This is a genomic window from Limimaricola litoreus, from assembly GCF_024159025.1.
In the GTDB taxonomy this organism is placed as follows: Bacteria; Pseudomonadota; Alphaproteobacteria; order Rhodobacterales; family Rhodobacteraceae; genus Limimaricola; species Limimaricola litoreus.
Window position 1 is genome coordinate 40,200 of record NZ_JAMYXC010000049.1, and the last position, 17,616, is coordinate 57,815.

Annotated in this window: 17 protein-coding genes, 1 tRNA gene and 3 pseudogenes; 4 read left to right on the plus strand and 17 right to left on the minus strand. The window is 63.7% G+C overall.

Annotated elements, in window-relative coordinates; all coding sequences use genetic code 11:
- Nucleotides 1–10: 10 nt before the first annotated feature.
- Complete coding sequence (locus NHG85_RS04065) at nucleotides 11–607, minus strand: TetR/AcrR family transcriptional regulator (RefSeq protein WP_253330066.1); 597 nt, start codon at nucleotides 605–607, stop codon at nucleotides 11–13.
- A 115-nt stretch (nucleotides 608–722) separates the two neighbouring features.
- Between NHG85_RS04065 and NHG85_RS04070 the strand changes: the two genes are divergently transcribed.
- Together NHG85_RS04070 and NHG85_RS04075 are read left to right on the plus strand one after the other, a co-directional pair.
- A complete protein-coding gene (locus NHG85_RS04070) occupies nucleotides 723–1,673 on the plus strand; it encodes an SDR family oxidoreductase (RefSeq protein WP_253330068.1) in 951 nt (316 codons plus the stop codon).
- 104 nt (nucleotides 1,674–1,777) lie between these two features.
- A complete protein-coding gene (locus NHG85_RS04075; RefSeq protein WP_253330069.1) occupies nucleotides 1,778–2,281 on the plus strand; it encodes a hypothetical protein in 504 nt (167 codons plus the stop codon).
- A 515-nt stretch (nucleotides 2,282–2,796) separates the two neighbouring features.
- Here NHG85_RS04075 and NHG85_RS04080 read toward each other — a convergent pair.
- Nucleotides 2,797–4,026, minus strand: a pseudogene (locus NHG85_RS04080) (IS256 family transposase).
- Nucleotides 4,027–4,131: 105 nt separating this feature from the next.
- On the opposite strand from NHG85_RS04080, the gene NHG85_RS04085 reads away from it, so the two are divergent.
- Entirely contained in the window at nucleotides 4,132–4,644 is a 513-nt protein-coding gene (locus NHG85_RS04085; RefSeq protein ID WP_253330070.1) for a DUF6629 family protein, read from the plus strand.
- Between the two features lie 412 nt (nucleotides 4,645–5,056).
- Nucleotides 5,057–6,025, plus strand: a complete 969-nt coding sequence (locus tag NHG85_RS04090; protein ID WP_253330071.1) for an IS5 family transposase — start codon at nucleotides 5,057–5,059, stop codon at nucleotides 6,023–6,025.
- 49 nt (nucleotides 6,026–6,074) lie between these two features.
- Here NHG85_RS04090 and NHG85_RS04095 read toward each other — a convergent pair.
- The 15 genes and pseudogenes from NHG85_RS04095 to iscR all read right to left on the minus strand — a co-directional run.
- Nucleotides 6,075–6,315, minus strand: a pseudogene (locus NHG85_RS04095) (transposase); the annotation flags it as partial.
- A gap of 277 nt (nucleotides 6,316–6,592) precedes the next feature.
- Nucleotides 6,593–7,834, minus strand: coding sequence for a PQQ-dependent sugar dehydrogenase (locus tag NHG85_RS04100; protein WP_253330072.1), 1,242 nt, complete (start codon nucleotides 7,832–7,834; stop codon nucleotides 6,593–6,595).
- A gap of 204 nt (nucleotides 7,835–8,038) precedes the next feature.
- Nucleotides 8,039–8,506 (minus strand): c-type cytochrome, encoded by a 468-nt coding sequence (locus NHG85_RS04105; protein ID WP_253330073.1) that lies wholly within the window; start codon nucleotides 8,504–8,506, stop codon nucleotides 8,039–8,041.
- Nucleotides 8,507–8,513: 7 nt separating this feature from the next.
- Nucleotides 8,514–8,708, minus strand: coding sequence for a hypothetical protein (locus NHG85_RS04110; protein ID WP_253330074.1), 195 nt, complete (start codon nucleotides 8,706–8,708; stop codon nucleotides 8,514–8,516).
- A gap of 88 nt (nucleotides 8,709–8,796) precedes the next feature.
- Nucleotides 8,797–9,165: pseudogene (locus NHG85_RS04115) on the minus strand (transposase); the annotation flags it as partial.
- A 223-nt stretch (nucleotides 9,166–9,388) separates the two neighbouring features.
- Nucleotides 9,389–9,465 (minus strand) — tRNA-Arg (locus tag NHG85_RS04120).
- A 74-nt stretch (nucleotides 9,466–9,539) separates the two neighbouring features.
- Nucleotides 9,540–10,760, minus strand: a complete 1,221-nt coding sequence (locus tag NHG85_RS04125; protein ID WP_253330075.1) for a cysteine desulfurase — start codon at nucleotides 10,758–10,760, stop codon at nucleotides 9,540–9,542.
- On the minus strand, nucleotides 10,753–11,346 hold the full coding sequence (locus NHG85_RS04130; RefSeq protein WP_253330076.1) for a YIP1 family protein: 594 nt from the start codon (nucleotides 11,344–11,346) through the stop codon (nucleotides 10,753–10,755). Before NHG85_RS04130 ends, NHG85_RS04125 begins: the two co-directional genes overlap by 8 nt.
- Before the next feature lie 4 nt (nucleotides 11,347–11,350).
- A complete protein-coding gene (locus tag NHG85_RS04135) occupies nucleotides 11,351–11,836 on the minus strand; it encodes a hypothetical protein (RefSeq protein ID WP_253330078.1) in 486 nt (161 codons plus the stop codon).
- 1 nt (nucleotide 11,837) lies between these two features.
- Complete coding sequence (gene sufD / locus NHG85_RS04140) at nucleotides 11,838–13,121, minus strand: Fe-S cluster assembly protein SufD (protein WP_253330084.1); 1,284 nt, start codon at nucleotides 13,119–13,121, stop codon at nucleotides 11,838–11,840.
- Nucleotides 13,121–13,876 carry a Fe-S cluster assembly ATPase SufC gene (gene sufC, locus NHG85_RS04145; RefSeq protein ID WP_253330086.1) on the minus strand — a complete coding sequence of 252 codons (756 nt, stop codon included), beginning with the start codon at nucleotides 13,874–13,876 and terminating at the stop codon, nucleotides 13,121–13,123. Before sufC ends, sufD begins: the two co-directional genes overlap by 1 nt.
- 17 nt (nucleotides 13,877–13,893) lie before the next feature.
- Nucleotides 13,894–14,487 carry a hypothetical protein gene (locus NHG85_RS04150; RefSeq protein WP_253330088.1) on the minus strand — a complete coding sequence of 198 codons (594 nt, stop codon included), beginning with the start codon at nucleotides 14,485–14,487 and terminating at the stop codon, nucleotides 13,894–13,896.
- Entirely contained in the window at nucleotides 14,487–16,025 is a 1,539-nt protein-coding gene (sufB, locus tag NHG85_RS04155) for a Fe-S cluster assembly protein SufB (protein WP_253330090.1), read from the minus strand. Before sufB ends, NHG85_RS04150 begins: the two co-directional genes overlap by 1 nt.
- Before the next feature lie 19 nt (nucleotides 16,026–16,044).
- Complete coding sequence (locus tag NHG85_RS04160) at nucleotides 16,045–17,088, minus strand: cysteine desulfurase family protein (RefSeq protein ID WP_253330091.1); 1,044 nt, start codon at nucleotides 17,086–17,088, stop codon at nucleotides 16,045–16,047.
- Nucleotides 17,085–17,543 (minus strand): Fe-S cluster assembly transcriptional regulator IscR, encoded by a 459-nt coding sequence (gene iscR / locus NHG85_RS04165; RefSeq protein WP_253330093.1) that lies wholly within the window; start codon nucleotides 17,541–17,543, stop codon nucleotides 17,085–17,087. Before iscR ends, NHG85_RS04160 begins: the two co-directional genes overlap by 4 nt.
- Between the last annotated feature and the right edge of the window lie 73 nt (nucleotides 17,544–17,616).

Here is a 17,616-nt window from a genome sequence, read left to right on the forward strand (position 1 = left end):
CAGGACGCGGTCAGCCCTCTGAGCTGTAGTGAGCGAGGAACATGTCGACGCAGTCAGCGATGACAGCATCCGGATCGACCTCGGCCTTCGCGCCCATCAGGAACTGCGGCCAGACCAGAAAGTGCTTCACCATCGACAGCAGCTGGCCCGAGGCGAAGCCGGGCTCGGCCTTTCGCAGCGCGCCCGTCTGCATCGCCTCACCGATCAGCCCCGAGATCGGGCCGTCCTGCATCGCGGCCTTGGCAAAGAAAGCCTGCGCCAGCTCCTGATCGCGCAGCAGTTCCGACATGACCAGCCGGTTCAGGGCCAGATAGTGCTCGCCGGTCAGATGGCCGACGTAATCCCGCACCGCCGCGATCAGCTGATCGCGCAGCGGCGCGTCGGGCCGATAGCGCAGCTTCGGCACGGCCGCGATCTCTTCGAGAAGGATCTCGGTGATCGCGGCGAACAGCAGCTCCTTGCTTTCGAAATGCTTGTAGAGCGTGCGCTTGGACACCTCGGCCAGTTCCGCGATCCGGTTCACCCGTGCGGCTGGAAAGCCCTGCTCGCGGAACTCCTGAATTGCCGCCCCCAGAATATCTTTTCGTTTCTTCTCAGCCAGTTTCATCGATCCCGCCGTGCCGCAATTTTGTAAACACAGGGGTTTACACCGCCCGCCCTTGCCCCCTATGTAAACACCACGGTTTACAAACGCAAGCGCTGCGGCGCCGGAGGGCACCACGATGAAAGACACCCAATTCGGACCGAAGGGCTGGACGCCCCAACGCCTCGGCAATCTATCCGGCAAGACCTACGTCATCACCGGCGCCAACGCGGGCGCGGGCTTCCAGGCTGCGCGCATCCTTCTGGGCAAGGGCGCGGAAGTGGTGATGCTGAACCGCAGCGCCGAGAAATCCGCCGCCGCCGTGAAGGAGCTGAAACAGGAATTCGGCCCGACCGCGCCCGTGCGCTTTATCCGCATGGACCTCGCGGAGCAGGCCTCCGTCCGCAGGGCCGCCGAAGAGGTATTGAAGACCACCCCGCGCATCGACGCGCTGATCTGCAACGCCGCCATCGCGCAGGTGCCGACGCGCAAGCTGACCCCCGACGGTTTCGAAAGCCAGCTCGGCACCAACCACTACGGTCACTTCACCCTGTGCGGGATGCTGTTCGACCGCATCGAGGAAGCGAAGGGCCGGATCGTGGTCGTCGCCAGCCTCGGCTATAACATGGGGCTCAAGACGATCCGCTTCGACGACATGAACTGGAACGAGGGCTATGGCGCGAACACCGCCTATTCCCAGAGCAAGCTGGCGCAGATGATGTTCGCTTATGAGCTTCAGGACCGGGTCAAGGCGGCCGGCCGGAATGTCGAGGTCTATGTCTGCCACCCCGGCTCGTCCGCGACCTCGCTGATCTCGACCAGCGGCAGCCGGACGATGCGCCTCGTCTGGTGGCTGATGACCAAGACGCCGATGGTCCAGACCGCCGAGCAGGGCGCCTACCCGGAGGTGATGTGCGCCACCGAAGAGGGCCTGACCGAGCAGCGTGCGCTCTATGGCCCCACCGGGACCAGGGAGTTCGTCGGCCCTGTCGGCCGCGGCACGCTGAACGCCCATGCTCACGACAAGCCGGTCATGGTCAGGCTCTGGGAGCGGTCCGAGAGGGACACCGGGTTCAGCTGGAGCCTGTGAGGGCCTCATAGTCCTGCCGAGGCAGAGTAAGCCGGGCCCGGGTAGATCGGCCCGTCGCACCGCCCCTCCGATCCCGGACACTATAACTGATAAGGGCCGAAAACGTGGACATCGTGAAAACAGCAACTGACTGGACGAGAGCCGAAATACTCTCCGCCGCCTTCTTCATCCTGTTTGGCCTGTCTTTCCTCTTGGCGAGCTTGGGCTTCTGGCAACTTGGCAGGATCGACATGGCGAGGGCCTATGTCGTCCCCATGCTGGTGGCGGGCACGCTGATCCTGATCATCGGGCTCGGCCTGTTCTTTCCGAGCCAGGCACGGCTCACGAGCTTCCCGGCGGCCTACGCCACCGATGCCGCCGGCTTCATCGCGGAGGAGATCGCGCGTGCCGACAGAGTGCTGAACGAATACCGGATCGCGGTATTCAAGGTTATCCCGCTGGTCGTCGCCGTCTGCGCGCTGGCGATACCGTTCTTCGAGGCCCCGATCTGGCGGGCGAGCCTGATCACGACCGTTGCCATGATGGCGGTCATCCTGGTGGTCGATACCAATGCCAACGCACGGTTGGAAGGCTATCGTGAGCAACTTGCCTTGGCCGACAAGACCTAACTGTTCGCGATGTTACGCAGACGTCTACTGCACGTGCAGCAAAAGGCTGCTCTCCGCCGCCTCTCTACGGGGGCACTGCAAATGGCTCAGTCATGCCGCTCAACAGGGCTCAATTGCTCAACCGAATGCAACCCTTCTGCCCTCTTGTTGTATCTGTTCGTAACTCTGGCTCAGCCATGAAGACGGAACGGACCCGCATATCACCGGTCCAACCAGGTAGGAGGCTTTTGACTCAGCTCAAGGCGCAGGAAACAGCTCGGAGGCATGCTTGGATATTCCTTGCGTCCAGTGACATCAGAGGCTTCAGAAATGTGCTTCTCCGCGACAGCGAGTTTCGTTCTCGCAAGCGCGCTGGTGCCTGCCGGGATCTACACGATCGCAATCGCTCGATGTTCCGATAGAGCATGGCTGGCCTTCGCGGCGTTTCCGCTGGCCTTCGGCCTTCAGCAAGCCCTGAAAGGTCGGGAGTGTCCTGAACTTTGTGTATCCGGGCCGGTCCATGCGGTTTGGGATACTCAAGCGTCGAAGCGCTCGCCGAACATTATGGCGAACTGATTTCGGGCCGCAGACCATTCCCGAACATTTCGCCCGTCCTTCTCGAAGTTGCGGATGGCGAGGTAGATCAGCTTGGTTGCGGCCTCGTCCGTTGGGAAGGACCCACGCGTCTTGATCGATTTCCGGATCACGCGGTTCAGACTTTCGATGGCGTTGGTGGTGTAGATGATCTTGCGGATCGCCGGATCGAAGGCAAAGAACGGGATCACCTCCTGCCATGCCCGACGCCAGGCCGGCGCGATGGACGCGTATTTCCCGGCCCATTTTTCCTCGAAGGCATCAAGGTCGGCCTTGGCCAAATCGGCGGTCGGGGCGCTGTAAATTCGGCGCAGGTCGGCCGCCACGACCTTGCGGTCCTTCCAGGAGCAGAAGTTCAAGCTGTGGCGCACCAGATGCACGATGCAGGTCTGGACCATAGCCTCCGGGAAAGCGGCGGTGATGGCCTCGGGGAAGCCCTTTAGCCCGTCCACGACGGCGATCAGGATGTCCTGCGTGCCCCGGTTTTTCAGCTCGTTTATCACCGTTCTCGGCAATCCAAAGGCCCAGAACCTCGCGCTGGCCATCACGGGTGACGCCGAGGGCGACATACACCGCCTTGTTCTTCACTGTCCGGCTGTCGGCGTCACGGATCTTCACGCGCGGCGCGTCGAAGATCACGATCGGATACATCCGCTCCAGCGCCCGGCTCTGCCATTCCCGAACCTCGTCCAGAACGGTGTCGGTGACACGGCTGATCAAGTCGGGCGAAACCTGCAGGCCATAGAGATCGAGCAGATGGGCTTGGATGTCCCGGACCGTCAGCCCGGCTGCGTAGAGCCCGTCCGCCATGGGCCTCGGACCGATGGCGGCTTCCATGGCGAACTCTTGTCATCCATCCCGTCGATCCGGGTCTGGCCCTTCTTCACCAGTTCCGGCTCGAAGCTGCTGTCGCGGTCGCGGGGCACCGCCACCGGCATCTCGCCGTCCTGCCCCTTCAGCACCTTGGTCGAGACGCCATTCCGGCGATTGCTCTGACCCGGTGGAGCTTCCTTGCCCTCTTCATAGCCAAGATGCGCCGTCAGCTCGGCGCCGAGCATCCGCTCCATCAGCTTGATCTTCAGCTCTTTCATCAGCCCGGCCTCGCCGAGCAGGTCCTCAGGGCGCTCTACGCCCTTCAGAATTTCGTCCAGCAGTTCCTTGGAGATCATCATGCATGCTTCCTTTCAAAGAAGCATGGACCGGATCACTCATACACAGAAGATCTGACACTCTCGGAAGGTCTCGTTTGGCATGGGATTGCTGGCGACAGCAGCACGTTGACCAGCTTGGCGTCTCGCGGGTTTCTTTTCTTTTCGCATCTGTTCTGGCTGACATGGGTCCCGATTTCGACCGCAGCCATCGAACCGAACGCTACGCGCCGGTACGGCCAGGTGGCGCTGACCGGCATCGGCTTCCTATTTGGCCTGTCTGTCTTTATGCCATCGTTTCTTTTCGGCGACTGGCAGGCGGTCGATCTTGTCAACGGCTCGTTGGAGTACCCGACGAGGCTGATCTTCGACGGGATCGTGAACCGGACCGCGCTACGGATCTTCTACGCCGCGCTCGTCGTCGGGGCCCTTCTCCTGTCGAGCGATATCAGGATCAAAGCGTTCGGCGGCATGATCGCAGGCTCACTGATCGTGATTTACGCCTTCTATGCCTACGCCATCATTTCGGTTTGGTGCTTCTTTGCCGCCGTGCTGTCTGCGTACCTCATCCTCGTCATCCGCCAGAACGAGCGGCGCCTCCCGACCCGTGACGGACCGAACCGCGTCAACTTGCATCGGTAGCGTCTGGCGGGGTCACGCAGATTGACCGCGCCGCGCGTCGTCGCCCTGCCCGACCTCACCACTACATGCGCAAACCTCTCGCTTGCGCACTGGCACATGTTGCGGCACAGTCGCTGGCACATTGCGGAGTCGGACAGGAGACGATCCCGTAGAGCGCCTTAGATTCAGCAGCTTAGTTCTGCGACTCCGGCCCCTACCGCCGGAGCCAACTACTAGATAGCTGGTTGGAAACAAACGGAAAAGCGTTCCCTCGGGGGCGCTTTTCGTGTTTCGGACACAGGTCCTGACACTCCGCCTTACACACTCCGGACACACCGGAGTCACAAGGAGTCAGAGCCGGTGCCGCACGGCGCTGTTGCACATATCGGTGATGGGGATTCACTGGGCGCGTCCTGACGGTTAGCTCGGGGACATGCCGAAGCCTTCCCCGACCCGCTACCGCACGACGAACTGGTCAGACTATAATGCGGCGCTGCGCAAGCGCGTCTCGCTGTCGGTCTGGTTCGATCCCGAGATGATCTGGCACGCCGGCAAGACCGGCAAGCGCGGACGGCCCGAGACCTTCTCGGACGCTGCGGTTCAGATATGCCTCACCCTGAAAGTGCTCTTCGGTCTTCCGCTTCGCCAGACGGTCGGGCTGGTCGAGAGCCTGATCCAGATGGCGGGGCTGGATTGGCCGGTTCCGGGCTATTCGACGCTGTGTCGGCGGCAGGCGCGGATCGCTGTGCGGGTCCCGTACCGCGCCTCAGGGCAGCCGCTGAACCTGTTGATCGACAATAAGGCATCGTCCGCCGTCGGTCCGAGGTCGATGCCGAATGGCATCAAGTTCCGCGGGGACGGCGAGTGGCAGGTCCGCAAGCATGGCCCATCACGCCGACGGCAATGGCGGAAGGTTCATATTGCCGTGGACGCGGGCACCGGGGATGCGCGCGCGCTCGAGTTCACCTCGAGCCGCCAGGGCGACAGCCCGTTGCTGCCAGCCCTGCTGGCGCAGATCCTGCCGGAGGAGGCGATCGGCATGGTCACCGCTGGCGGTGCCTACGATACGCGACGATGCCATGACGCGATCATCGACCGAGGCGCGGATGCCGTCATACCGATCCGGCGCAACGGGCATGCCTGGAAAGAAGACTGTCCCGCCGCCATCGCGCGAAACGAGATCCTGCGGACGACCCGGCATCTGGGGCGTACGCTTTGGAAGACACGGACCGGCTATCACGTCCGAACTCGCGTCGAGGCCCAGATGAACTGCCTGAAGCTCTTCGGCGAGAGGATCATGTCACGAGACCCCGACCGCCAGACCGCCGAAATCCAGATCCGCATCGCCCTCATGAACCGCTTCTCGGCCCTCGGCAGGGCCGAGATCGAAGCAGTCCGCTGAAGAATCGCGGGAAAGGGTGCAGTCATGCTCGGGGCTGATTTGCGCAACATCGCCCCTCGGCATCCTCGATCCGGGCGCGCGGCACCCGCAGGGTTTCGGTGCCGAAGGTGCCGGTGAGCTGCCGCTCGCGGTGCCCGTGCCGGTAACCTTTCGCCTGACCCTCCCCGCGACCATAGCATAAACGGCCGAGAAAGTCGGCCAGCTCCTCCTCGCAGGCGATCCTCGATCGGGTCGTAGCCGTCGTCGTTCGCCAGTAGCGAAAGGCGCGAGCTTTGAGTAATCTGGTTCATGGCGTGATCTCCTTGGCGGTTGTCGCCGCCGGTTGGGTGGTTGCAAGTCACCCGGAGATTACGCCGCCCTCAAATTTCCACCAACTCCGCGACACGACCGGGGGGCAGGTCAAGTCCAATTCAGGCAGCCAGTTCATTATTATTGTGACACTGTTCGTCACAGCAGAAGGCGCGCGACGGTTCGCCCTATTCCGAATGGTGCCACCGGTCGGGATCCGACATGAAACGTGCCGCCCTATTCGGCGGCACGTCACGCATCGCCCTCGGCGCGCTTCGATCAGTTCGGTGTGAGTTTGTGGATCATGCCTTCGTCCACGGCGGTATAGAGACTGCCATCTGGCCCTTGGACCACCGAACGGAAGCGGCCGGCATCCATTGGCAGGGTCATTTCCGTGACGTCGACCACGGACATATCCTCGTCGAGTTCGATCACGTCGATCCTCTGCCCGATCGGAGTTCCACCGAAACCAATGCCCATGATACCGACCACCATGGCCCCGTCCCAGTCGCCCCACTGCTCGCCAGTCAGGAAAGCGGCTGAAGAGGTGCCCTGCGACCAGCCGTTATTGTCCCAGATCGGCGGCATGGCATCGGGGTAGGTCTCAAGGTCAGTCATTGGCATGAAGGCGGCGCGCTCGAAACGGTTCATGCCCTCGCCCTGGTTCGGCATGTAGCCGCAATAGCCGTCCGGGCAGTCACCTCGGCCGGCCATGTTGTCGCGCGGGTCCCAGCCAGCGTTGCCGCCATTCTCGAGCACGGTGATCTCGTCGGAGTGCCACGGGCCGTGCTCGGCGACGATCGGCGTATTGGTCCCGGGATGGAACGCAATGCCCTGCACGTTACGATGGCCGTAGGTATAGGTGCGCGGGTCGAAGCCCTCGGGCGGGCTGTTGTCAGGATGCGCGTTGCCATCGGTGTCAATGCGAAGCACCTTCGATCCCATGAGCGTCGGGCTCTGCGGGATCTCCTCGTTGTGGTTGTCGCCGGTGGTCAGCCAGAGGCTGCCGTCGGCGTCGAAGCGCACGCGCCCGCCATTATGCGCGCCAGGGCCGCCGAACGGATGGTCGCTGGCCTCCATCTTGTAGGGCACGTCGTCCACGATATCGGTGCGGCCCGAGACGCCGGAGAAGTCCTCGGCCACCTCGAAGCGCATCAGCCGATTGGTGTGCGGGTCCGACATGTTCGAGGTCGAGTAGACGTAGAGCCGGCGGTTGTCGGCGAAGGCGGGGTCGACCGCGACGCCCATCATCCCGGCCTGACCCTCGCAGAACAAATCATCGGCGGTGGCCGGGTATCCCTCCGAGCCGGGCATCCCGAGCAGCGGCGTGACCGAGCCGTCGGGCATCATTACTGACAGGCCCTTGCATTTCTCGGTGTAGAACATCGTGCCGTCCTCGAGGAACGCCATGTCCCACGGGTTCTCGAGACCCTCGAGCACGACCTCATGCTGAAGGCTGCTGGTGTTGGTTCCGACTTCAGCCACGGCGGCGCTGCCGACGGCAAGTGCACTTGCGGCCATTGTCAGGAGCCAGGTCGCTGAGCTTGAATGTAGTGATCTTTCCATGCTTTTTCCTCCCAGAGCAGTCTTGACGAACCGCTCCCTAAACCGGCCCATCAAGGTTTCAGTAATTGATTTTCTTGAACAGCGGCGAGTATGGCGCCTTTTGATAATTACTACTCCATGCAGAATCACTCGCCTGATGGGGCAACTCGAGTTCAGCTATTAGAGGGTTTCCGAAATATAAAGCGCGAGTCTTGCAATGTCTTCGTCAGTAAGGTCAGCGGCCATCGGTGCCATCAGTGCCGTGTTGGGCCCCACCTTTTCTCCCTCTCGGTATGCTGTCAGGCGCTCTACGAGATAGGTAGCTTCATGGCCGGTGAGCTTTGGGAAGCTGGCCATACCTTGGGCTTTCGGTCCGTGGCAATTCTTGCAGGTGTCTTGATAGAGCTCTTCACCTATCGCGATGTCGCCAATGATCTCTTGGTTTTCCGCCGGTCTATCCGTGGAGCTTTCCACCTCATCCGTATCATTGCCTTCACCAGCGGGATCTTGGTTATTGCCAGCTTCCAAAGCAGAATCAGCTGTCTCTTTCGCATAATTTCCCGTGTCTGAACTGCCACTTTCTGCCAAGCTGGACGTGCCGATTAGCACCATTATCCCGACAAGACTGACCTTAGCTTTGCTTTGCATATGAATCTCAATAAATTAGAGACTCGCAAAACAGCACGTTCTGCAAGTCATGCATGAGGGCGGAGCCTGAGTGAGCCTCCGGCTCGCTGATTTCAGGATTGATTTTCCACGTAATACCCAAAGGCAAGCAAGAGAAATTTTTAGTTGCCGACAAGGCGGCTCGGCCTAAGTTAAAGCGGAATCCATCAAGATAATGCTGCATTGCAGCATTATTGTTTTGACCGTTCCGAGGCGCTGATGCAGAATTCAGGCTTGAGGCGCAGCTGCCCCTTTTCCCAATAACGTCGCCCCACGCGAACGATCTCGGCGGTGCCGAAGGCTGAGAACCGGTTCATGAGGGCGATGCGGATGTGGACCTTGGCGGTCTGGCGGTCGGGATCACTTGCAGCGATGCGCTCCCCGAACGCATTCAGGCAGTGTATCTTTGCTTCGAAGCAACTGCGAAGGTGGTAGCCGGTCCACGACTTCCAGAAGAATCGACCGAAGTATCGCGTCGCCCGACGGATGTCGTTGCGGGCCGCAGCTGCCGGTCCATCCTCTTTTCAGGGTCGTCCGTTCTTGCGGATCGGAATGATCGCCGTGGCCCGGCGCTCGATGATCGCGGTGTGACAGCGGCGCGTATCGTAGGCACCACCAGCGGTCACAAAGCCGATCGGCTCCGCTGCGTGAACCGTCAGGCGGGGAGTTCTGCAACAATGCCGGTCACGTGTGCCGCAGTTGGCGGGTTTGGAGCATGGTTGCAGGGCGACTTCGCATGTGACCGCTACGGCGAGCCTGTACCGGCTTTGTACCGAAAACCAACCGTAATAGAGGCGTAAGCAGCCGCACGGACGCATCTCGATGCGCAGCACGTTCAAAAGAAGCTTTAATCTAAAGGGAAAATGGCGCACCCGAGAGGATTCGAACCTCTGGCCTCTGCCTTCGGAGGGCAGCGCTCTATCCAGCTGAGCTACGGGTGCCGATGAAGGCTCGATAGGCGAAGATGCGGGCGGACGCAACGGCTTTTCGCGCCCGCCCCCGCGTCAATTCCGGCTCAAGCGAAGAGCTCGTGGCACAGCTCCAGCGCCTCGACCAGGCGGTCGACCTCGGCTTCGGTGTTGTAAAGGCCAAAGGAGGCGCGGCAGGTCGCGCCGAGGCCCATGTGCTGCATCAAAGGCATGGCGCAATGCGTGCCCGCGCGCACCGCGATGCCCTTCTTGTCGAGCACGGTGGAGATGTCATGCGCATGCGCCCCGCCGTCGAGGGTCAGCGAAAAGATTGCGCCCTTGCTCTCGGACTGACCCTGAATGTTGAGCCAGTTCAGCCCCTTGAACCGATCGATCGCATGATTGCGCAGGCGGCGCTCATGGGCTGCGATGTTCTCCATGCCGAGATCCATCATCCAGTCGAGCGCCACGCCCATGCCGATGGTCGAGACGATCGAGGGTGTGCCCGCCTCGAACTTCATCGGCGCGACGTTGTAGCTCACCGTGTCGCGCGTGACCTGGTCGATCATGTCGCCGCCGCCCATGAAGGGACGCATTTCCTCCATGCGTTCGCGCCGGACATAGATCGCGCCCGCGCCCGAGGGACCGTAGAGCTTGTGCCCGGTGATGGCGTAGAAGTCGCAGCCGATGTCGGTGACATCGACCGGCTGGTGCACCGCCGCCTGGCTGCCGTCGACGAGCACCGGCACACCCTTCTCGCGCGCGCCTTCGCAGATCGCCTTCACGTCGACGACCGTGCCCAGAACGTTCGACATGTGGGTGACGGCAACAAGCTTGGTCTTGGGCCCGATCGCGTCGATCACCGCCTGCGGGTCGAGATCGCCTTTGGCGTCCACATCGACCCATTTGATCACCACGCCCTGGCGTTCGCGCAGAAAGTGCCACGGCACGATGTTGGCGTGGTGCTCCATGATCGACAGCACGATCTCGTCGCCCGGCTCCATGCGCGGCATGGCCCAGCCGTAAGCCACCATGTTGATGCCCTCGGTGGTGCCGGTATTGAGGATGATCTCCTCTTGGCTCGGCGCATTCAGGAACTTGCGCACCACGTCGCGCGTGCCCTCGTAGCGCTCGGTCGAGATGGTGGAGAGCGTGTGCAGCCCGCGATGGACGTTGGAGTATTCCTCGGCATAGCCGCGGGTGATCGCGTCGATCACCACCTGCGGCTTTTGCGCCGAGGCGCCGTTGTCGAGATAGACAAGCGGCGCCTTGCCGATCTTGCGCGACAGGATCGGGAACTGCGCCCGGATCTCTTCGACGTCATACATTGGAAAATCCTCCCTGGACGGTCAGCCCGGTGAGCGCCAGGATGAGCGCGAGCCCGGTCCCGATGGCGATGAAGGCGAGAACGAGCGTGACGATGGCCCGGCCCAGCCCGGCAAACCCGTGCAGGGTCTGGATGAAGCGGGCAAGGCACCAGAAGAGCCAAACGAGACCGGCCAGCCCGACCAGCCCCGCAAGCGGCGGCAGGACGAGGATCAGCACGCCCTGCACCAGCCGCAGCGCCATCGCCAGCACCTCGAGCCAGACCACCAGCGCCAAGGCGGGCGCGAAACGCCCGCCTCCGCCGAGCAGACGGCCCGCGGCGGTCACCCCGCCCGCGAGCAGCACCAGCGAGACGCCGAGCAGCCCGGCATAGACGAAGGGCGTCAGGCCGAAGCCCATGTCGGGGCTCGCGGCGATCATCGGCATCGCGCCTTGCAGGAGCGCCGTGAGAACGACGCTGACGCAGGTGACGAGCACCAGCGCCTGCCAGGTGGCGGCCGCGCCGGGATAGGTGGCGAGCAGCCGGGCCGCCGCCTCGCCGGGCGCACGCAGGCTGAGCCGCAACAGATCGGTGATGTAAGTCCACATGGGTTCAGCTCCGGCGCGCGACGACGGCGCGCAGACCCTGCGCCCAAAAAAGAAAAAAGGCCGCGATCCAGATTCCGCCGACGAGGTTCGTGGCAGGCCCCGGCCCGTTCAGCCCGGCCTGCAGCCCGTAAAGCAGCCCAGCGGGCGTCGAGGCAAGCAGGGCCCAGAACAGCGCGAGCCGCGCGTCGAAGGCGGTGACGCCGCGCCGCACCAGCCTGAGCAGCAGCCAACTCAGCCCCGCGAGCGCATAAAAGAACAGCGGCCAGACGAAGATCCAGGCCAGAAGGTCGTAGGTCATGAGACGGGTCAGATCGGCCCCCGTCTCATGTGCGACCCGCACCAGCCGCGGCCATTGCGCGACGAAGATCAGGCCGCAGGCGGCGAAGAGCCAGATCAATGCCCGGTCTTCCCGCCTGCCCTGCTCCGCCAGCTCGGCCACGACCCGGCGCGGACCGCGCCAGGTCCTCACGATGTCCGAGGACACCGCCATCTCAGCGGCGCCGTTCCAGCCAGCTCGCGAGCTGCTCGCGCAGCGTCTCGGCCAGACCTTCGTCCTCGATCTCGGCCAGCGCCTCGGCGACGAAGGCCAGGACCAGCAGGTCCTGCGCCTTGTCCTCGGGGATGCCGCGCGACTTGAGATAGAACAGCGCCGTCTCGTCGATCGCGCCCGAGGTCGAACCGTGACTGCACTGCACGTCGTCGGCGTAGATCTCCAGCTCCGGCTTGGCGAGGAAATTGGCATCCTCGTCCAGAAGCAGCGACTGGCTGATCTGGTAGCCATCGGTCTTCTGCGCGTCGGGCTCGACCAGGATCTTGCCCTGAAACACGCCGGTTGCGCCGTTGCGCAGCACTTTCTTGAAGACCTGCCGACTTTCGCAGTTCACCGCGTCATGGGTGACAAAGACCGTGTCGTCGTGGTGAAAATCGCGCCCGTCGCCGAGCGCGGCACCGGCCACATGCGCCACCGCATCGTCGCCCTTGAGCGTGATGATCACCTCGTTGCGGGTCATCATGCCGTTGAGCGAGAGCGTGAAGCTCTTGAAGGTGCTTTCCTGCCCGAGCCGCGCAAAGACATGCGTGGCGGCGCGGCGCTCGTGGTCGCGGCCCTGCATGCGCACGTGGTGGAACGCGCCGTTGTCGGCGATGTCCACTTCCATGCCGGTGTTGAGCCGCGAGGCCCCGACACCGCTTTCAAGAAGCGTCAGCTCGGCCCCGTCCTCGACCCGCACCATGTGGCGCAGCACCGCTTCGGCCGTCTCCTCCGAGCGACGATACTCGACATGCACGGGCTTGGAGACCTTACCCGTCGCGCGCAGCACGAGGCCGTCCTCGGCAAAGGCGGTGTTGAAGATCGCCAGCGGCCGGTCGACGCGGTTCTGCCCCGCCGTCTCAAGAACGCCCAGCAAGCCCTTGACCCAATGGATGTCCTTGGTCACGGCATCGGCGAAACGCTCGATCTCCAGCCCGTCCTGTTCGAGCGCGTCTGAGGCCTCGGCATCGAACACGCCGTCGATGAAGACGACGCGCAGGACATCGGTCTCTTCAAAACCCGGCGCGTCGAGCGCGATCTCGGCGCGCGGCGTCTCTTGCGTCAGGAACTCGGCGGGGTTGGTAAAACGCCAGTATTCGTCGCGCCGATACGGCAGGCCCATGCCCTGCAGCCGGTTGAGCGCGTCATGCCGCGCCTCGCGCGCCCAGGCCGCGCCGCCCTCGGGGATCGAAAGCCCCGAAAGACGCGCCTCGGTGGCGTCGGATTTCGCTTGTGCGAGCGCCATTACTGCACCTCGTCCATCAGCTCGGCATAGCCGTTCTTCTCGACCTCAAGCGCCAGCTCCGGCCCGCCCGACTTGATGATCCGGCCATTGGCCATGATGTGCACCACGTCCGGCGTGATGTGGTCGAGCAGGCGCTGGTAGTGCGTGATGACGAGGAAGGAGCGCCCCTCGCTGCGCAGCGCGTTCACCCCGTCGGAGACGAGCTTCATCGCGTCGACGTCGAGGCCGGAGTCGGTCTCGTCGAGAATGCACATCTTGGGCTCGAGCACCGCCATCTGCAGGATTTCGTTGCGCTTCTTCTCACCGCCCGAGAAGCCCACGTTGACCGGGCGCTTGAGCATCTCGGCGTCGATCTTCAGGTCCTTGGCCTTCTCGCGCACGATCTTGAGGAATTCGGCCGCCGAAGCCTCGTCCTCGCCGCGCGCCTTGCGCTGCGCGTTGTAGGCGGTGCGCAGGAAGGTCATGTTGCCGACGCCGGGGATCTCGACCGGGTACTGGAACGCGAGGAAGAGGCCCTCGGCGGCGCGCTCCTCGGGATCCATGTCAAGCAGGTCGACGCCGTCGAGCGTGGCCGAACCCTCGGTCACCTCGTAGCCGTCGCGGCCCGACAGCACATAGGAGAGCGTCGACTTGCCCGAGCCGTTCGGCCCCATGATCGCATGCACCTGGCCCGCGCCGACCTCGAGGTCGACGCCCTTCAGGATCTGCTTGTCTTCTTCTTCGAGTTTGACCTTCAGGTCTTTGATCGTCAGCATCTAGTTCTCCTTCCGCATCACTTCCTGCGGGTGAATGTCTCTAGGATCCACGTCAGATCGGCTGGCGGGATCGGTGTGGGGTCGAGGGCGAACTCGGCCATGCGGCCATGCATCGCCACCGGGGCGCCGTAGCGTTCGACCTCGTGATAGATCGGACGCCCGGCATAATCGTCGAAGAACAACCGCACCGGACGGGTGATCCGGAACAGCGTGGTCAGAAAGCAGGCCGCGCGAAACCGGCCATCGACCAGCACCACGTCCGGATGGACGAAATCGTCCCGGTCCCAGACGGTGGTCGGGTAGCGGTGGAACCGCCGCCATGTCGCCGCCTCGTCCGCCGGCTGGCCCCACTTGCCCGTGGGGCCGATGTCGCCGTGGTGCAGATGCACGCGGGCCTCGGGCGGACAGGCTTCGAACCAGCGGCGCAGCTGCGCGATGTAGCCGCGGTCGCTTTCGACCGCAAAGACGGTCCGGCCCGGCAGCAGCGCCGCCATCGCGGTCGAACCGCCCGAGCCGTACTCCAGGATCGTGGTCGCGCCCTCGTAGGCCGCGCCAAGCGCGGCGGCTTCCGCCTCGGGAAAGGCGAACTCCGGGGGCGCGACCTGATCCATCAGCCGACCGAGCCTTCGAGCGAGATCGCAACGAGGCTTTGCGCTTCCATGGCGAACTCCATCGGCAGCGCCTGCAGCACCTCCTTGCAGAAGCCGTTGACCACGAGGGCCACCGCCTCCTCCTCGTCCATGCCGCGCTGGCGGCAGTAGAACAGCTGCTCGTCATCGACCTTCGAGGTGGTCGCCTCGTGCTCGACGCGGGACGAGTTGTTCTTGACCTCGATGTAGGGGACGGTGTGCGCCCCGCATTTGTCGCCGATCAAGAGGCTGTCGCACTGGGTGTAGTTGCGGCTTTCCTTGGCCTTGGGGTGCATCGAGACGAGGCCGCGATAGGTGTTCTGTGCCTGCCCCGCCGAGATGCCTTTGGAGACGATGCGCGACTTGGTGCGCTTGCCCAGATGGACCATCTTGGTGCCGGTGTCGGCCTGCTGGTGATTGTTGGCGATGGCGATGGAATAGAACTCGCCCTGGCTGTCGTCGCCGCGCAGGATGCAGGAGGGATACTTCCAGGTCACCGCGGAGCCGGTTTCCACCTGCGTCCACATCACCTTGGCCCGGTCGCCGCGGCAATCGGCGCGCTTGGTGACGAAGTTGTAGATGCCGCCCTTGCCGTCCTCGTCGCCCGGATACCAGTTCTGCACCGTGGAATACTTCACCTCGGCGTCTTCCTCGACGATGATCTCGACCACGGCGGCGTGCAGTTGTGCCACGTCGCGCTTGGGCGCGGTGCAGCCTTCGAGGTAGCTCACGTAAGAGCCCTTGTCGGCGATGATCAGCGTCCGCTCGAACTGCCCGGTGTTCTCGGCATTGATGCGGAAATAGGTCGAAAGCTCCATCGGGCAGCGCACGCCCGGCGGCACGTAGACGAAGGAGCCATCCGAAAACACGGCCGAGTTCAGCGTGGCGTAGAAGTTGTCGGACTGCGGCACGACGGTGCCGAGATACTTCTTCACCAGCTCGGGATGCTCGCGGATCGCCTCGGAGATCGAGCAGAAGATCACGCCCGCCTTCTTCAGCTCTTCCTGAAAGGTCGTGCCGACGGAAACGCTATCGAACACGGCGTCCACGGCGACCTTGCGCTCACCATCAGCGGGGGCGGCGTTTTCCGCGCCCTCGACACCGGCGAGGATCATCTGCTCTTTCAGCGGAATGCCGAGCTTCTTGTAGGTCTCCAGAAGCTTGGGATCGACCTCGTCGAGCGATTTCGGCTTCACTTCCATGCTCTTGGGGCGAGCGTAGTAGAAGATGTCCTGAAAATCGATCCTGGGGTAGTTGACCATCGCCCAGTTCGGCTCGTCGAGCTTTTCCCAACGGGCAAAGGCCTGCAGACGCCATTCGGTCATCCACTCGGGCTCTTCGTTCTTGTCCGAGATCAGACGCACGATGTCGGTGTTCACGCCCTTGGGGGCGTAATCCATCTCGATCTCGGTGTTCCAGCCGTGCTTGTAGGCGCCCGACAGCTTTGCCACGGCATCGACGGTCTCCTGATCGACGCCTTCCTTGGCTTCCTTGGTCATGTCCTGCTCGAGGATCGCCATGACGGTCTCCTTTTTCCACTCACGCCGCGCGGGCGCGCATTTTCCTGTAGGCCGAGCCCCAGGCATCCGCGAAACGCAGCACCTGATCCTCGGTCGTTTCCACTCCCAGCGAGACGCGGATCGCGGATTGCGCCACATCGCTGTCGTATCCCATGGCGGTCAGCACGCGGCTTGCGCGCACCTTGCCGCTCGAACAGGCCGAACCGGCCGAGATCGCCATGCCGGCGAGGTCCATCGCCATCACCTGCGTCTCGCCCTTCCATCCTGGCGCCGCAAAGCAGCTGGTGTTGGGCAGCCGGGCCGTCCCCCTGCCCGCAAAGATAAGATCGGGGGCCGCGGATTCCACCGCCTCCTCCATCATGTCGCGCAGAGTTTTCACCCTGTCCCAGACCCCGTCCTCGAGATCGCGCTGCGCGGCCCTGGCGGCCGCCGCCATCCCGGCAATGCCGATCACGTTCTCGGTGCCCGCGCGGCGGCCCATCTCCTGCCCTCCGCCCCTGATCCGGGCGGCCAGATCAGTGCCGCGCCTGAGGATCAGCGCGCCGACGCCCTTCGGCCCGCCGAACTTGTGGGCCGAGAGGATCGCCATGTCGAGCCCCGACCAGTCGAAGGCAAAGGGCAGTCGCCCGAAGCCCTGGGTGATGTCCGAGCAAGCCAGCCCTTGCGGCAGCTCCTGGATCACCCCGGTCTCGGAATTGGCAAGTTGCAGCACCGAGCGGGCCGGATCGGCCACGGTCACGCGGCCTTTCGCATCGACCGGCAGCGCGTCCGACACCCATGCCGCGACGGCATCATGTTCGACCGCCGCGCCATCGAGCCCGCGTCCCTCCAGCGCCAGCGCCGCGGCCTCGGTCGCGCCCGAGACGAAGACGACATCGGCGCTCGCGGCCCCTGCCGCTTCGGCGATCTCGGCGCGGGCGCGCTCGACGATGGCCTTGGCGACACGGCCCTCGGCATGGACCGAGGACGGGTTGCCCACCGCATCCATCGCCGCGATCATCGCGTCGCGCGCATGCCCTCGCAGCGGCGCGGTGGCGTTGTGGTCGAGGTAGATCCGGCTCATTCGTCCACCACCTGGAACAGGTTCGGCACGGCGGGGCACGGGGCCAGCCCGTTGCCGGTCACATCCGACAGGCGCGTCTGGTGCAAGAAGACATAGACATGCGCCGAAAGCCCCTCCCACAGCCGGTTGGTCAGCGATTGCGCGCGGCTGCCGGAGGCGCCGCCCGAGACGCCCGCGCCCTTGTGCATGGCGCTCACCGTCTCGTCCACGGCGCCGAGGATCTCGGCCACGCGGATTTCGGCCGCCGGGCGGGCCAGGCGGTAGCCGCCGCCGGGGCCGCGCACGCTTTCGACCAGCCCCGCGCGCCGCAGCTTGACGAAAAGCTGCTCGAGATAGGGCAAGGAGACGTCCTGACGCTTGGAAATATCGCCCAGCGTCACCAATGAGCCCTGCGGCTGCAGGGCCAGATCGGCCAGCGCCACCATGGCGTATCGCCCCTTGGTCGACAGCTTCATCGCTCTTGCACCCCGCTTGAGGCCCGGCAAGGGGCCATTATCATTGACGCCGCGAGGGGGTCTGGTTAATTCC

What these genes read in the sequence shown, in the direction of transcription:
- sufD (WP_253330084.1), bottom strand. Translation starts at nt 13,121, where the DNA reads ATGGCGCTCGCACAAGCGAAATCCGACGCCACCGAGGCGCGTCTTTCG.
- NHG85_RS04065 (WP_253330066.1), bottom strand. Translation starts at nt 607, where the DNA reads ATGAAACTGGCTGAGAAGAAACGAAAAGATATTCTGGGGGCGGCAATT.
- NHG85_RS04090 (WP_253330071.1), top strand. Translation starts at nt 5,057, where the DNA reads ATGCCGAAGCCTTCCCCGACCCGCTACCGCACGACGAACTGGTCAGAC.
- sufC (WP_253330086.1), bottom strand. Translation starts at nt 13,876, where the DNA reads ATGCTGACGATCAAAGACCTGAAGGTCAAACTCGAAGAAGAAGACAAG.
- NHG85_RS04100 (WP_253330072.1), bottom strand. Translation starts at nt 7,834, where the DNA reads ATGGCCGCAAGTGCACTTGCCGTCGGCAGCGCCGCCGTGGCTGAAGTC.
- NHG85_RS04160 (WP_253330091.1), bottom strand. Translation starts at nt 17,088, where the DNA reads ATGAGCCGGATCTACCTCGACCACAACGCCACCGCGCCGCTGCGAGGG.
- sufB (WP_253330090.1), bottom strand. Translation starts at nt 16,025, where the DNA reads ATGGCGATCCTCGAGCAGGACATGACCAAGGAAGCCAAGGAAGGCGTC.
- NHG85_RS04110 (WP_253330074.1), bottom strand. Translation starts at nt 8,708, where the DNA reads ATGCAGCATTATCTTGATGGATTCCGCTTTAACTTAGGCCGAGCCGCC.
- NHG85_RS04135 (WP_253330078.1), bottom strand. Translation starts at nt 11,836, where the DNA reads ATGGCGGTGTCCTCGGACATCGTGAGGACCTGGCGCGGTCCGCGCCGG.
- NHG85_RS04130 (WP_253330076.1), bottom strand. Translation starts at nt 11,346, where the DNA reads ATGTGGACTTACATCACCGATCTGTTGCGGCTCAGCCTGCGTGCGCCC.
- NHG85_RS04125 (WP_253330075.1), bottom strand. Translation starts at nt 10,760, where the DNA reads ATGTATGACGTCGAAGAGATCCGGGCGCAGTTCCCGATCCTGTCGCGC.
- NHG85_RS04150 (WP_253330088.1), bottom strand. Translation starts at nt 14,487, where the DNA reads ATGGATCAGGTCGCGCCCCCGGAGTTCGCCTTTCCCGAGGCGGAAGCC.
- NHG85_RS04070 (WP_253330068.1), top strand. Translation starts at nt 723, where the DNA reads ATGAAAGACACCCAATTCGGACCGAAGGGCTGGACGCCCCAACGCCTC.
- NHG85_RS04105 (WP_253330073.1), bottom strand. Translation starts at nt 8,506, where the DNA reads ATGCAAAGCAAAGCTAAGGTCAGTCTTGTCGGGATAATGGTGCTAATC.
- iscR (WP_253330093.1), bottom strand. Translation starts at nt 17,543, where the DNA reads ATGAAGCTGTCGACCAAGGGGCGATACGCCATGGTGGCGCTGGCCGAT.